The organism is Aquimarina penaris (assembly GCF_040786285.1).
Taxonomy (GTDB): domain Bacteria; phylum Bacteroidota; class Bacteroidia; order Flavobacteriales; family Flavobacteriaceae; genus Aquimarina.
In genome coordinates this window covers 20,576-37,874 of the sequence record NZ_JBFMKQ010000007.1, presented here as the reverse complement: position 1 = coordinate 37,874, position 17,299 = coordinate 20,576, and the positions used below count along the sequence as shown (strand labels likewise).

Below are 17,299 nucleotides of genomic sequence, written 5' to 3'. Positions count from 1 at the left end.
TTTTAAAACTGATTTAATAAATTTATGGTGTCGTTCATGAGTTCAAAATTTCCCATATCTGTTTCTTCTTCAGATTCGACATTGTTGTTAGTTTCATTGCCTAAGAATTGGGCAAGCATTGATATTTCGGGGTAAGCAAAAACTTGAGCCACTGTTATTTCAACTTCAAAAGTTGAATTTATTTTGTCTACCATTTTCATTAGTTTTAGAGAATTCCCTCCGATGTCAAAAAAGTTACTGTGTATTCCAATTTTCTCATTCTCTATCTCCAATATGTCTGACCAAATCTTTACCAACCCTTTTTGAATCTCATTTTTAGGTTTTGAAGATGCTGTAATATCAGCGAGTTTAGGCTCGGGTAATGCTTTGGTATCTAATTTCCCATTTGAAGTTAATGGGATTTCTTCAAGCTCAATAAAATACGATGGTAGCATATAGTCTGGAAGCTTATCTAACAGAAAATGTCTTAGTTCATTTTCATCCAGATTATCTATTGATTTATAATATGCAAGAATATATTTATCTCCCGACCGCTCTTTAACTGTAACCACGGCCTCATCGACTTTTGGATGAGTTAAAAGCTTATTTTCTATTTCTCCTAGTTCTATCCTATATCCTCTAAGCTGAATTTGATGATCTATTCTTCCCATATACTCTAATTCCCAAGAATCTAAAATTCTTGCCAAATCTCCAGATCTGTACAATTTTTCTTCTGGGTTATATGGATTAAGTATGAATTTTTCCTTTGTTAATTCTGCTTTATTTAAATATCCTCTAGCCACACCACTTCCTCCTACATAAAGTTCTCCTATGACTCCTTTGGGCACCAAATTCTGATATTTATCTAATACGATGGTAGATAATGTAGAGATCGGTTTTCCTATATTGCTTATGTTATTATGGATTTCGTGTTCGGTAATTTCCTTATACGTAACATGAACGGTAGTTTCTGTTATACCAAACATGTTTATTAATTTTATATCAGGATATTTTTCTTTCCATTGTTTCAGTTTTCGAGGGTTTAATGCCTCTCCGCCAAAAATCACATAACGCAATTCGAGTGATGTATCTAAGCATGATAATTCTGCTTGAATTAAATTATAAAAAGCACTAGGTGTTTGATTTAAAACAGTAACCTTTTCTTGTTTTAAAATATTGAGATATGCTTTTGTGTCTTTAGCAATTAATTGCGGAATAATAATTAGTTTTCCTCCAAACAATAGTGCTCCATATATTTCCCAAACACTAAAATCGAAGCAGTGGCTATGAAACATCGTCCAAGTGTCATTCGAGGTAAAATCAAACAATGGTTTTTCATTAAAGAATAACCGAACCACATTATGATGTTCTATCATCACACCTTTAGGATTACCAGTAGTTCCAGAGGTATAAATTACATAACACAGATCCGAAGGACTACCAACATTGTTTATGGCCAAATCTGCAGTGCTTATAGTTTTTTCAAAGGCTTGCTCTATATACAGTACCTGCAAATCTGCGTTCAGTTCATTAACCTCATCAAAAGCCGTAGTTGTTAGAATTAAAGATGTACCGCTATCTTGTATGATATATTCTTTCCTGTCTTTAGGATAGTTTATGTCTATTGGAAGATACGCTCCACCGGCTTTAAGAATTCCAAGCATACCTATTATAGTATCAATGGACCTGTCCATTAACAATCCTATAATGGTATCACTTTTTACTCCAAATTCTGTTAGAGCACAAGCAACCTGACTACTTTTTTCATTCAATTCTTCATAGCTAATCGCTGAATCTCCACACTTAATGGCTATCTGTTTTGGGTTTTCATCTACTTGTTTTAAAAACAGATCAATTATGTTCAGATCTTTAGGATAGTTAATTTGTGTATTGTTGAGTTTTTGTTGAAGAACATTCTTTTCTTCTTCTGAAACCAACCTCAAATTTGTAATACAAGAATCTTTATCAATTATTAATTGTTCGATAACATTTTCAAAGTGAGATAATATCTGATGTATTGTAGTTTCGCTATATACATTTTGATTATAATCTATTTGAACTTGAATTTCTTCTCCAGGTATAATGATTACATTAAAATCATAATTGGTTTGTTCAAAAATGTCTACTTCGGTAACCGAAAAACCATTTTCATCATCCTCTACTCCTTTTATATTATCTGAAATCGGGTAATTCTCAAAAACTACAATATGATCAAACAATCCATTTCCTAGCTCGCTCAGCTCCTGAATATCTAATAATGAGTGGTAATGATGTGGTTCGCTCTCAAATGCCGAGGCCTGAGTCTTTTTTAACAACGTTTCTAAGGTGTCTTTTTCATCATACCGAACTCTTACAGGAAGGGTATTTATAAAAAGTCCTACTACATTTTCAATTCCGGCGATTTCAGATGTTCTTCCCGAAACAACATTGCCAAATACTACGTCATCTACATTGTTATACTTGGCTAAAACTACTCCCCAAATGGTTTGAAAAATAGTACTTAATGTAACCGCATTACTTTTTGATATTTTTTGTAAAACATTTGTTTTCTCTTTGCTTAGAAGATGTTTGCAACTCACTAAATCGTAAGATTTTAAAGCATTAAAATCTACATCTTTCTTCGGTAAAGAAGCCAAATGCTGGTAATTTTCTAGATATGTTGACCAGTATTCTTTAGATTGATCCTTATCTCTTGATTCAAGCCATTTTATATATTGAGAATATTTTGGAGAAGGCTCAAGTTTTACAGGATTATTTTTACTGAACCCTAAATAAAGATTTTTAAAATCATTCCATAAAATCGAGGTACACCAACCATCCATAACAATATGGTGGTGAGACCAAATCATTCTATATTCTTCTTTCTGAACTTTAAGAAGAGTTACACGCATTAATATATCCTCGGATAAATTAAACCCTTTTGATTTGTCTTCTGCTATATATAAATTAACAACTTCATCAATTGATAAACGCTCACATTCTTGTTGAATATCTTTATAAATGAAGTCTAATTTTCTTTCTTTTAAAACAACCTGTATTGGATTTTCTAAATTTTTATGCAAGAATATTGTTCTAAATACCTCATGGTGCTTTACCAAGGCCTCCATACTTTTTTCTACTGCTGTCGTATTCAGGTTGCTTGTAAGACTCAATATTTTTTGATCGAAGTACACCTTAGATTCAGGTTCTAATACCGAGTGAAATAGCATCCCCTCTTGGGTTGGTGCCAAGGTGTATATATCTTCTATCTCAAAGTTGGTTTGAATATGATTAAGATCATCGATAGGTAACTCACTGTATGTTAAATCTGAAGGAGTCAACGTTACCTCATTACGCTGACAACAGTGATTTATAACATCTTTTAGACTTTCTTCAAATAACTCTATAAAAGAAACTATGGTTTCTTTTTGATACTGTTGTGTACTATAAACTAATTCTAGTTTTAGTTTTCCTTCAGAAACCCACCCAATAACATTCCAATCATAGTGTTGCTCCATGTTCATGGAAATCTCATCTCCTTTGCTCTCATTCAGCATGTGAAAATTTTCATATGCCGACTCAAATTGCCCTAAATAGTTGAAACTAATACCTGCGTTGCTTTTTTCCTCTAAAGGAAGTATATCGGTGTATTGTGTGATCAAATAATCTACCCCTTTATTTGGTATAGTTCTTAACGTTTCTTTTATATTTCTTATCACATTCGAAATATCTTCACCTCTTTTCTCTAACAAAACAGGATAGATACTTGTAAACCAACCCAACGTACGACCTACATTAATTCCTGGAACAATTTCTTCTCTTCCATGCCCTTCTAAATCAACCCATATATCATTGAGGTCAAATTTCTTGCTTACGGCTAATAAAAATGCCGACATTAAGAGTTCATTTATTTGTGTTCCATATGCAGCATGTGCTTCCGTTAGTAATTGCTTTGTCTCAAGCTGATTTAATTCTAATATCTCGCTACCATGGTTCTTATAGATATTTAGACCATCAGGAAAGTCTCTTTTGATGGTTGAGTTTTCTTTTCTTAATTGAGTTCCCCAATATGATTTGCCTTTTTGATAGCTTTCACTATTCGTATATTTTTTGACTGCTTTTGACCAATTTTTAAAAGAATCCGTCTTTAAAGGAAGTTTAAGAGAACTATTATCTATGATTTGGCCATATAAGGTATCTATATCTTCTAACAAAATTCGCCATGAAATTCCATCTATAACTAAATGATGTATCACGATGAGCAAGCGACTTTCGGTCTTAGTCTGAAATAACCCTAATTTTAGTAAAGGACCATCGTCTAAATTTATCTGAGATTGCAAATCATTTGCATGATAAAGGATCGTCTCCTCAGGGTTTTCTAATAAAGTTAAATCATATTCCTTTATATCAACCTTTATAGTATCCTCTTGATTTTGTTGATGGATATTTTCTCCCTCTTTCTTAAAAACCATACGAAGAGCATCGTGATGAGTAAGAATTTCAGAAAATATTTTTTGAACTGTTTGTACTGTTACTTTTGAATCAAAACTCAGTACAGACGATTGATTAAAATGATGTTGATCAGTTTCAGATTTATCAAAAAACCATTGTTGAATTGGACTTAGCACTACTTCTCCAGTAACTGTCGATTGATCTATCGGAGTTGTTAAAGGTTTAGTTACAGAAGCCAACGCTTTTATAGTTGGATTTCTAAAAATATCCTGAACTGATACCTCAAAACCATCAGCTCTCATTTTTGAACTTATTTGAATTGATTTTATAGAATCTCCACCAATCAAAAAATAGTTGTCTGTAGTACTGATTACAGAAACTTTCAACACATCAGACCAATGCTTAACCAATAATTTTTCTATGGTAGTCGAAGGTGCATGATAATCATCAACTACTAAGGAATCTGCCTCAGGCAGTTTCTTATAGTCTAGTTTTCCATTTGAGGTTAGTGGTAATGCCTCTAGTTTTATATAGTACATTGGAAGCATATATGCAGGGAGTTTCTCTTCTACATATTTTTTTAAGCTATCGATAGCCATTTCACTATCTGATAAATAATATGCTACCAGTATCTTGTTATTGTCTTTCTCTTTAACGGCTACTACCGATTCTTTAATTTCGGGATATGCAGAAAGTACATTCTCAATTTCTTTTAACTCGATTCTATAACCCGATATTTTTATCTGCTCATCTATTCTACCATAAAAAAGAATATGATTGCCTTTCTCCCTTATAGCATAATCCCCTGTTTTATACATCTTTTTACCGGGGTTAAATGGGTTTTGAATAAATCGTTCCTGCGTTAGATCTTTTCTACCTAAATATCCTCTTGCTAAGCCTCCTCCAGCTATATATAATTCTCCTTTTACCCCAACCGGAACAGGGTTCATATTAGGATCTAGAATATAAATCTGAGTATTATTAATCGGGTTACCTAGGGATACCGATCCAGTGTTTAGAGCAGTATCAAAATCATAAACCATACAACCAACGGTTGCCTCTGTTGGCCCATATTCGTTATAAATTTTTATATCGCCGTTGAATTTTTCTATAATATCTTTAGCCAAATGATATTCTAATTCTTCCCCTCCTACAATTAGTTTTCGAATATTACTTGTTGCAGGATCAAACAAATCATTATCTCTAATTATTTTTAAGTGTGAAGGAGTTAACTTAACGATGTTAATTCTATTATCCTTAAGTACTGCATCAATTGGTAGTTGATTAGATTCTTCTTTATAAACTATAATGGTATTTCCTGTTATTAACGGTGTAAAAATCGATGTAACTGTTAAGTCAAAAGAAATAGAAGAATATAATGGAAAAGTGAGCTCTTCTTCATTCACATAATACGTTGCAGCCCAGTAAATATAATTTAGCAAAGTAGCATGCTCTATCATAACTCCTTTTGGAGTTCCTGTTGATCCAGAGGTGAAAATTACGTAAGCTAAGTCATCTTCCAGAGTATTTTCTTGCGATAAAACATTTATTTCAGGAAGACTTATCATTAGATCTTGCACATCAATTATCTGAGAAGTTGTGCTTAATGCTGAATCTAATTCCTTATTCTCTGTAACTAAAAGTGCTAATTTCGATTGTTCTAGAATATTATTAATTCTACCAACCGGATACGTAGGATCAATAGGTACATAGGCAGCTCCTGCCTTTAGAACACCTAAAATTATTGGAACTAAATTAAAATCTCTTCCCAGCATTAAACCAACCAATGCTCCCTTTTGAATTCTTTTTTCTTGTTTTAGGTAGGCCGCAATTTTATCGGATAAATCTCCTAATTCTTGATAAGTCAATTGTTCTGACCCACATAGTACAGCAACTTTATTAGGAGTTGATACTTGCTGTTTGGCAAAAAGAGAGAGTACCGTTTCTGATTTTGGTAGTTCTGCTGCAGTTTCATTAAATGTCTCTATTTGCCAAGCTTCCTCTTTTTTACTTAAAAGCCCAAAAGAATGCACTGGTAGAGTAGGATTTTCCTGAATTTGATTCAATATTCTTTCTAAAGAAATTGAAAATAAATTTATATGGTCTTCACTAATTATTGAAGGTTGGTAGATCAATTCTAACTCTAATTCCTCCTTTAGAAACACTGTTATTACCAAAGGAATACCAGTGTTTTCATATACCGATTTTAACTTCACTTCAAAACCTGGATTTCCATTGATAGCTTTTTCATCTAAGGGATAGTTCTCGACAACAACAACGACATCAAATAGTTCTTCAGATGCTTTAAGTTCCAGCAATTTTTTTATTTCATAGTAAGAAGTGTTTGAATTTTGGTTTCTCACTAACCCCTCTTCATAAACTCCTTTTGCAATATCAATAAATGATGTATCCGCGTCATTAGCTTCATTGGTTATTCTTAAAGGGATGGTATTGATAAAGTTACCAACAAGATCTTCTACACCTTCTATAGCAACATCTCTTCCTGATACAGTAGTCCCAAGAACAATATCAGAAGCTGCCGTAAGTTTTTGAAGTAAAACACCAATTGCGGCATAAATTATCGCTGCGGGTGTTATTTTTTGTTCTTTAGATAGTTTTTTAATTGATTCTATTCCAACTTTTAAATGCTTTTTTTCTACCGAATCCCCTGTTTGATTTTCGTTATCTTTTGCAGAAAAACATGAAGTAATTTGATATTCATTTAAATACTTCTTCCAATAGTCATGTTCCTTTTCTAAATCATTTTCTTTTTGCTTAGACAGAATATATCTCTTATACGATACTTTTTGATTTGCTTTTAACGCATTTCCATTAATAGTTTCATTATAATTGACAAAAAGCTCTTTTAATAAAATACCCGTGCTCCATCCATCGTATAATATATGGTGATTCGTAATACATAATACAAAAGATGTTTCTGTCTCCTTTATTATGGATACTCGCATCGGAACTTGCGAAAGATCAAAACGCTTTTTTTGATCTTTCAAAGCATATTCTTCAATATACGCCTTACGGTCCCTTTCATTTTTATTAGAAACATCATGGTATTTGATCTTAATGGGAGCCGTTTTTAAGATAATCTGTAGCGGTTTACTTACTCCTTCCCATCTAAAAACAGAACGCAAAACTTCATGATTAATTTGCACACTATTTAATGCAGATTGTAATGTATTTACATCTAAATCACCATTAATATTAAATACTAATTGAGCATTGTAGGTGTTTCCGGTTCCGTCCTTTAAATGATGAAATAGCATTCCTTTTTGGACCATACTTAGTTCAAAAATATCTTGGACGTTTTGTTTTTCTATCTTATTATCCACTTGTTTCTTTTTATAATTTGAAGTATCAATTTGAATTGAAGTTTATTGAATGATATACATTCAAATTACTCTTTGTATTTCCCATAAATTGGTTGCCCAGGGAAAACACCATTTACAATTTTTCCTTTCTTCAAGATTGGAACACCGTTGACCAGAACATATTCAACTCCTTCTGAAAATTCTATTCCTTTTTCGAACGTAGACTTATCTATTATACTCTCAAAATTGAATATTGCTATATCTGCGTCTGCACCCTCTTGAATCCTGCCTTTACGTTGCATTATAGGAGCGATTTTTTCTAATCTTCTGGCTGGGAGAAGTGTAATCTTCTCTATAGCTTCAATAAGATTAAGCACCTTATCTTCTCTAACATATTTGCCTAAAACTCTGGAGAAAGTACCCGAAGATCTAGGATGAGCTAGCTTTGCATAAGGCATTCCGTCTGAGGCTATAATTGTACCCTTTGAGGCAATTCCTAATTCAATCCATTCAGGTTTCATGTTATGTATTACTACTGTTCCTCCTTCTTTTCTATATTTGGCAAAAGTGTCCTCGGTTAATCGCTCTCCAGAAGCAACCCACTGCAGATCTTTAAAACTTATACCCAACTTTTTTTGCCAACCTGTATCAAAAATTGCTGATTTTAAATCTGTCGATCCGGCTGTATATGGATATAACTCTGTTGTAATATCAAATCCAGATTTTTGAGCAGTATTTACCATCTCTATGGCTAGTCCTATTTTGCTTAGAGCCATGCTATTAATATGAGAAATATGCAATGGCGCCTTGGTAAGTACTGCATCTGAAATAACTTGCTGAACAGCAATAATCCCACCCTCTCTAACATGGGCATAAATGGGTGATTTTAATTCTCCTGCCAATTGATAAACTCTAAAAACTTCTTCAGTGCTCGCTCCCGGTAAATATCCAATGGGCATACCAATACCTAACCCTCCGCTTTTTAATGATGCTCGAACATACTCTAGCATTTTTGGTATTTTATCCGTAGGTAGTTCCTGATAAAAACTCCTGCCAAAAGCGGGCATCGTTTTCGTTACGGGTAAACCTTTGGTAGCCATGGTCTCCTTTAAAAGATTTAATTCCTTATGATAAGCGGCCAATGATTGCACTCTGGTTATTGGCCAATTTACACTGGCTCCGAAGTTTATAATAGCTTTTGATTTTCTTAATTCATACCATTCTTTTAAAAATGGTAGCCCCCATTCTAACTCTAATGCAGTGGTTATACCATCCTTTATTTGATATTCTTGTTCGGTATTAGTAACACCATGTACATGCAAGTCAATAAATCCTGGTGCTACAACTAGACCAGAAACATTAATATTTTCGACTCCAGACAATGGCTTAGCTGAGATTTCAATAATTTGCCCATCACGGATACCTATATTTCGAATAGCGTCAAGTTTTGTTTCAGGGTCTATTACTCTTCCTCCTTGCAAAACAATATCATACTGATTATTTAGTTGTGTAAATCCTAATTGGGCGATACCCAAAAAAAGTATACAACTACAAATGTCTTTTCTGAATGTTTTAAATGGTTTAAAAAGAATACTGATCATTATTAAAATTTTATTAGTTTTTACTTTTTAAAAGAGAGATTCTAAAGCATAACTACGTCATTATCTTACCTTGATAATTCGAAATTATTATTAATACATTAAACAGTTTACATTAGAATACAGGCGTACTCTTTCTATGTATTGAAGTGAATCTACCCACATCTATTATTCTTATGTGAGTCTATATACTTGTTTACTTTTTGATAAGTTGTTCAAAAAAACAAATACAGATATTCATGATTTTCTATATAATCATGACGTACTATCGTGGTAATTTCATTCAAATTGTACTATGCATACATGATGATCATACCATAATCGCGATAGAGCATTATAAATTGGTTGATACTCTACTGCGATGTATTTGAGAACTATATTTTTTAGCCATTCCTACAAGGATTTTTCTGTTTCCTTCATAAGGTTCTCTTCCGTGCGTATACAACATATTATCCAAAAGAAGTAAGTCTCCTTTACTCCATTGAAAAGAAAATTTAGTATCCTCAAACACTTTTCTTATGATCGAAAGTGCTTCTTCATCTATTGGGGTACCATCACCAAAGAACGAATTACGAGGTAAATTTTCTTCACCAAACAACTCTATTAACCCTTCTCTAATTTCTGAATCTAGACTGCTAGAGTGAAACAAATGAGCTTGGTTAAACCATAACATCTCTTTTGTAGTTGGATGCATGATCGTAGCTTGATTTACCTGACTAGTTCTTAATCCATTATCTGTCCATTCAAATGTTAGATTGTTTTCATTACAATATTGCTCTACCTCGGTTTTTTTAGTTGTCTGAAATACTTCTTCCCATGGCAAATCTATATCTGAATAGTTTCTAACATACATGATATTTTTTCTTTCAAATTCTTCCCTTATTTCAATAGGAATTTTTTGGTATGCTTCTCTGCTATCTGAAATTGGAGTATTCCCCATTTTATCAGCAGGAACCAAACAGGTAAATCCTATTCGCATTGGCCAGGAATTCGAATATGCATTTTCATTATGCTGAGGAATTACCTCAGAAGCATGATATTCTGTTGCTGTATACACTTTACTTTGATTTACTTCTCTTCTTGGAGTAGATCTGTATGTATAATTTGCTAATTCTTCTCCAAATACTAATTCTAAAGCTTCTCCAAATTCTTTATCATTAGAAATTCCTAAGCCACGAATTAATAGTGCTCCATTAGTAGAAATAAAATCTTCTATATCTTCTTTATATTGATGTAGCCAATCAAAAATATTAACCTTGTTATCGTTGATTTGAAGCAACATCTTTTTACCCGAAATTGTTTGTATATCATGTGATTTCATATCATTATTTTTTATTTAATAATTCTAAAATGAGTTTTATCTAAATGCTATTTAAGAGAATAGAGAATCTAGTTCTTCTTGTTCTAAATCGATTGCTTCAAAATCAGAAGGGGTGAAATGGATATCTTTTTGATCTTTGGTATGACCAATGATAAGAGATAATTTCATTAAGAAGAATTTCAAAAATCTAGAGATAGTTTCGTTTTTATGAAACTTACTATTATAATTAGCAGAAATCTGTAACTTTTCTTGAACAACCATGGCATTAATCTCAAGCTTGGTTGTCAATATATTCTCAAGACCGACTTCACTACCATGAAATACTTGTGAGAATTCAAATAGATCGTTTGTAAGCTCCTGATCAAATTGCCCCAGGTAATTAAATCGTAATTCTGAAAGCTCATTATTATCTGCAAGATTTGTATCTCTCATATATTTAGAAATACCATATCCTAATCCATTATTAGGAACACTCACTAGCTGCTCTTTAATACTTTTTATCTGATCGTCTATTGTTCCTTGTATTAAAGTAAGTTTTACAGGATACATCGCGGTAAACCATCCACTTGTTCTAGAAACATCAACATCTTCTACATGTCGGCCATGATTTTCAAATTGAATAACAAACTCTTCTTTATCTAACCATTCTTGAAGTGCCAATGACAGTGCAGTACTCAATAATGTAACTATATTGGTTTTGTACGACAGATGTGCTTTCTTTACCAGGTGTGCTGTTTGATCTTTATCTAGGTTGACTGTTATTTGTCTTGAGTTTGCAAAACGCCAATCATTTGTTTCTGTATCACATGGCAACTGAAAATCTTCTTCTTCTATACTTTTCCAGTACTCTACTTCATTTGCTGTAAAATTAGTTTCCTCGACTAAACTTGTAAGTGAAGTTTGCCACTCCTTTAAAGACATGGTTTTCATCGGAAGCACAGGTTCATCACCTAACAATAACGACTGATAAATTGCCTTTAGATCATCAAGTAAAATTCTCCAGGAAATTCCATCAACAACTAAATGATGTGCGGTAATAAATAATTTTTCAGAAGCATCTGGGTATTTAATAATAGCCGCTTTAATTAACAAACTATTTTCAATATCCATACTGTTTTTAATATTCGTACATACTTCGAATAATTCATCATCAACTTTAATATTGTATTTTTCAATTTTGAATGGATAATTTATGTACGCTTCATTAAACCATATTTTATTTTCATTTTGTTTATAGTTTATTCTTAATCCATCATGATGATTAATTAGCCTCATAAAAGCTTGTTTTAAAACTTTATTATTTATTGGCTTATTAAAATTTAATAAAACTGATTGATTATAATAATTAGGGTTTGGCAGTTTTTGATTTATAAACCAGCTTTCAATAGGGCTTAGAGCTTTAAGTCCTTCTACAAATCCTTGGTCGTACTTTTCATTTTCAAGATTAATATTAGCGTAGGGTGCAGTAATCGCAATGGTTTGATACGTTAATATATCTTTTACATCAAGAGTAATTCCTCTCATGTTTAGTTTAGACGAAATCTGAACGGCCTTGATCGAGTCTCCTCCCATTTCAAAAAAATTGTCGTCAACCGATACGTTTTCAGTCGCAAATATTTCTTGCCATACTTCTAATATTGCCCGCTCTATATTATTTTCGGAAGTTTTTCTTATTGTTTTACTAGTACTAAACTCTGGTGCAGGTAATGCTTTATAATCGATTTTACCATTTTTGGTTAAAGGCATTTTTTCTACATAAGTAAATGACCTAGGAATCATATAGTAAGGCAAACGGCTTGCTAAAAAGCTTACCAAATCAGAATACCTTATTTTTTGATTGTCAACGCTTCTGTAATATGCGTGCAATGATTTTTCTCCTGATACATCTGCGCATACAACAATTGCTTGTTTTATATGTGAATGATCTAATAAACAGTTTTCGATTTCAGGAATTTCAATTCTATACCCATTAATTTTAATCTGTTGGTCTGATCTACCAATGTACTCTAACACTCCATTAGAACGTCTTACTGCAATATCTCCTGAACGATACATTTTTTGACCTGCTACAAACGGATTTTCTACAAATTTCTCATTGGTCAAAAGAGCATTGTTAAAATAACCATGGGCAAGCCCATCTCCCGCAATATATAGGTCACCTCGTACACCCACTGGTACAGGTTTTAAGAATTCGTCTAGTAAATAAATTTGAGTGTTTTGTATAGGAACCCCAATTGGAACAGTTCTAAAATCATCAGTAGGTGTAAATTTGTATATCATGCAACCAACAGTCGCTTCAGTTGGACCATATTCGTTATAAAGTTCTATATCTTCACCAAATTGATTGTAAACATCTCTCGCCAGAGAAGTTTCAAGCTCTTCACCACCTATTATAAATCTTTTAATTGAGTGTTTATTTTGCACATTCAATTCTCGGATGATTTTTAGATGTGATGGAGTTAATTTTACAATGTTAGCAATAGAATCATTAAGCACTTTTTCTATTAATACTTCTTGTTGTTCCTCTTCATAAATGACTATTGTATTTCCAGTAATTAAAGGAGTAAAAATAGAGGTTACCGTTAAATCAAATGAGATGGATGTATATAAAGGGAATTTTGCTGATTCTTCTTTAATGTATGTTTCTGCTGCCCAACAGGTATAATTCGTTAAAGCAGTATTTTTAACAACAACTCCTTTGGGTTTCCCTGTTGTACCAGAAGTATATAAAATATATGCTGGACTTTGAGGATTGTATTTGAATTCTATATTAGTATTTAGAACTTCATTAGAAGATATACCATCATCTATGGTAATACATGTTGGTAGTATATCCTCATTCTCAGAATTAATATTCAACTCCTTATTAGAATTGGTGATAAGATATTTACACTGGCTATGCTCTAAGATATAATTAATTCGATCCTGAGGTAGATCGGCATCTAAAGGAACATATACTCCCCCGATTTTCATTACACTAAGTATAGAAATCACAAGATCAAAAGACCTTGGCAATAAGATACTTACAACATCTTGAGCCTCTACTCCTTTTTCTTTTAATACAGAGGCAAAGTGATTAACCTGAGTATCTAACTCTTTATATGTCATTGTTTGAGAACCGAATTCTAACGCTATAGATTTTGGTACTCTTTGTACTTGTTCTTCAAATAGATGATATACACTTTTTTCTTTAGGATATGTTTTAATATCGTTATTAAACAAATAAGTATATCGATCAACTTCACTAGTATTTAGCAACGATAATGTTGCATAAGGAATGTCTGGATCGTTTAGTATTTCAATTGCTAAATTTTCAAAACATGTTTGAAGGTTTAGTATCGTATCTCTTTTAAATAAGGTAGTATTATATTCTATTCCGTACTTAAGGGATTTGTCATTTTCAAAAACTTCCATTGAGATATCGAACTTAGAATAACCAGGGTCAAAAAAGTACCTCGATAAGGTAAAATCTTGGCCAATGAGTGTAGTTGTTCCCATATTTTGATATACAAACATGGTATCAAAAATTGGATTTCTACTAGTATTCTTTGTGTTTGCTATAGTAGTAACCATCTCATCAAAAGGATAATCTTGATGTAATAATCCCTCAGAAATACATGTATCTGCACTTTTTAAAATTTCACTTACGGTTTCTTCTCCTTTTATAACATTTCTTATAGGAAGATTGTTAACGAACATGCCTTGCATAGTTTGTACATCGGGATGTTTACGACCTGCAATCGGTATTCCTATTATTGTCTCGGTTACTCCAGAATATTTAGCAATCAATATTTGATATATGGTAAACATCAATACATGCAAAGTGCAACCCTGTTCTTTAGCAAGTATTTTTAATCTTGTCGTGGTTTGATTATCAAACTCAAACTCAATTTTTTCGCCTTTAGGAGTAAATAGTGGTGGCCTGGGATAATCTAACTCTATCTTTAACTCGGGTAAATCACCGCTAAGTTGATTTAACCAATACGATTTATGCGAAGCTAAAGCCTGCTCATCTCTACAATTTTTTTCCCAATTAGTGTAATCACCATAACCAATGCTTAATGGTTCTAATGTTTTACCCTCATATAGTGTTATCATTTCTTTTACAAAATGATGAATAGATACTCCATCTGAAATGATATGGTGAAAATCTAAAAATAAAACGGCTTCTTTATTTTCAATATTTAAAACTGTAACTCTAAATAATGGTCCTTTGGTAAGATCAAAAGGCTCAACGAGTTTACGCAGTTCATTTTGAATATTACTACCTTCACTATTCTTAATAGCAATGGATACTTCATTTATTGTATCTATAGTAAAAACCGGATCTGGCTTCTCATCAAACACCATTCGTAAGGCATCATGTCTTTTTACTAATTCATTGATTACCTTTTTTATTTTTTCAGTACTTACTCTTCCTTGTATTTTAAATGCAATAGGAGTATTGTATGCTATACTTCTTTTATCCATTTTCCAGGCATAGTATAGTCTTTTTTGAGCACTAGAAACAGGGAAGAAATTTGAGGTCTCTGATTTAGGGATTGCATTATACTTTTTCGGTTTTAATGTAGTTAACACAGAAGCCAAACCTCTTATTGTATCATATTTATACAATATATCATGTGTAATTTCTACTTGAAACTCTTTAACCAAAGCCATCATCATTTCGGCGGCTTTTAGTGAGTTACCTCCAAGTTCAAAAAAACTTTTTTCTACACTTATATTTTCGAAGTCGAGAACATTTTTCCATATGGCAAGTAATTTATGTTCTTTCTCGGTTACCGGTGCTACTATATCGTCGAAACTATTTTCAACGATTAAAGACTTCACTTTTTCATTTACTTCATCAAAAGTTCCCTTTCTATACTCAGATAATAACTTAAAGCGCTGTAATTTTCCGCTCGTGGTTTTCGGCATATTTTTTACAGGCACTACATTATCTATCTCAAGCCCAATTTCTGTATTTACAACTTCTTTTAATGCAGTTATGACTGGGATAAACTTATCTAAACTCCCTCTATGAAACACAAAAGCGATAATTTCTTCTTTTTGTGTACTCCCATTAAAAAAACCTCCAAAAGCAACCTTATTCAGTTCAATTCCATCTACTTTTTCGGCGATACGCTCTATATCATGAGGGTAATAATTTTGCCCGTTGCTAAAAATAATATCCTTTAATCTTCCGGTTACATATAGCTCGCCATCTTTGATAAAACCTAAATCCCCTGTTTTAACCCATCCATCTTGTAGGACTGCATTTTTAGTAGCTTCTTCATTATTGTAATAACCAGAAGTTACATTATGTCCTTTAATCTGAATGTTTCCTATTATTTCTTCTTTAACCAATTCATTAACTTCATTAGTAATTCTTAGAGAGCAATGATTAATAGGTTTTCCAACTTTGACGAATGACACTGAATTTTTTTCTTGCTCAGTTGTTACATGTACTTTATCTCCAATTTTTAGTTGATCTCTATCAAAATAAAAAGAAACAATTGTATCCTCAAGGTTGGATATGGTAACAGCCAAACTTGCTTCTGCTAAACCATAAACGGGACACATTGCAGATTTTTTTAAACCATATTTAGATAGACTTTCTAAAAATTGATCACATATTGCTTCAGATATAGGTTCTGCACCATTGTAAATTAATCGAACCGTGCTCAAATCCCACTGTTCTGAACTGTCAACATTGCAATGTTTCAAAACATATTTGTAACCAAAATTAGGGGAACATAAAATGCTTATTTGATGTTCGCTAGCCTTATCTAACCATATAGATGGTCTTCTTACAAAAAGATCTGTAGGCATCAAGTAATGATTCATCCCTATAAATAAAGGATTTAAATGAAACCCTATAAGCCCCATATCATGAGTAAGTGGCATCCAGCTAATCATGGCATCTTCTTCGGTATAACTTGAAGCAGTGCTAATATCCAATATGTTTGTTAGTAAATTCTTATGAGTTAAGACTACTCCTTTTGGATTTCCGGTAGAGCCCGAAGAAAATTGAATAAAAGCAATATCATCTTCTTTTGCATCATATATTACTGCATTCTCACTTGTGCTACTTACCCCCTCAAAATCAATAATTTTTTTCTGAATCTCTGCAAACTTATCTTCCTGCTCATTATTTTTAAGCTTGTTAATCTCATCTTTTGAAATCGCCAAATGAGGGTTATTTAATATTGGCCAAATATTGAAGAGTTTCTGTTTATGTTCTGAATTTCTTCCAATACTCAAAGGCACAGGAATTATACCACCAAGAATACAAGCCCAAAAAAGAATAATAAACGACTCATTATCATTGATTTGAAACACCAATTCATTTTGAGGTTTTATTCCTTTCTCCTGCAGATAAGACAATTTTGCTACGGCCTTATGGTATAGCTCATTGTAGGAAAGAAAATTTTCTTTCTCACTACCCTCGATAAAAGTTATCCCCTTAGTTGAGTTTTGTCTAGATTCGAGCACTTGAGAAAGTGTCTTATATTTTTTTAAAGAATTCATTATACATAAAATATTTAATGGATGATGGAATTATAAAAATTTACAATTTTCATTTTCTTAAAAATTCAGAATACATCTTTGATCGTTCTTAAACCTTTACAGACTAAGGGAAAATTGTAGTTATTCGTGATATTGCA

General features: G+C 32.5%; 4 protein-coding genes. All 4 read right to left on the bottom strand.

The genetic code is table 11. The annotated features are described in order from the left end of the window. Positions 1–2: 2 nt before the first annotated feature. The 4 genes from ABW637_RS21645 to ABW637_RS21630 all read right to left on the bottom strand — a co-directional run bounded on the left by ABW637_RS21645 (position 3) and on the right by ABW637_RS21630 (position 17,162). Positions 3–7,754, bottom strand: a complete 7,752-nt coding sequence (locus tag ABW637_RS21645; RefSeq protein ID WP_367586825.1) for a non-ribosomal peptide synthetase — start codon at positions 7,752–7,754, stop codon at positions 3–5. A 65-nt stretch (positions 7,755–7,819) separates the two neighbouring features. Further along, complete coding sequence (locus ABW637_RS21640; RefSeq protein ID WP_367586824.1) at positions 7,820–9,334, bottom strand: amidohydrolase family protein; 1,515 nt, start codon at positions 9,332–9,334, stop codon at positions 7,820–7,822. 331 nt (positions 9,335–9,665) lie between these two features. Next, a complete protein-coding gene (locus ABW637_RS21635) occupies positions 9,666–10,652 on the bottom strand; it encodes a TauD/TfdA family dioxygenase (RefSeq protein WP_367586823.1) in 987 nt (328 codons plus the stop codon). A gap of 51 nt (positions 10,653–10,703) precedes the next feature. Next, positions 10,704–17,162: a non-ribosomal peptide synthetase gene (locus ABW637_RS21630; RefSeq protein WP_367586822.1), complete on the bottom strand. Its 6,459-nt coding sequence runs from the start codon at positions 17,160–17,162 to the stop codon at positions 10,704–10,706. Positions 17,163–17,299: the final 137 nt, after the last annotated feature.

What these genes read in the sequence shown, in the direction of transcription:
- ABW637_RS21640 (WP_367586824.1), bottom strand. Translation starts at nt 9,334, where the DNA reads ATGATCAGTATTCTTTTTAAACCATTTAAAACATTCAGAAAAGACATT.
- ABW637_RS21635 (WP_367586823.1), bottom strand. Translation starts at nt 10,652, where the DNA reads ATGAAATCACATGATATACAAACAATTTCGGGTAAAAAGATGTTGCTT.
- ABW637_RS21630 (WP_367586822.1), bottom strand. Translation starts at nt 17,162, where the DNA reads ATGAATTCTTTAAAAAAATATAAGACACTTTCTCAAGTGCTCGAATCT.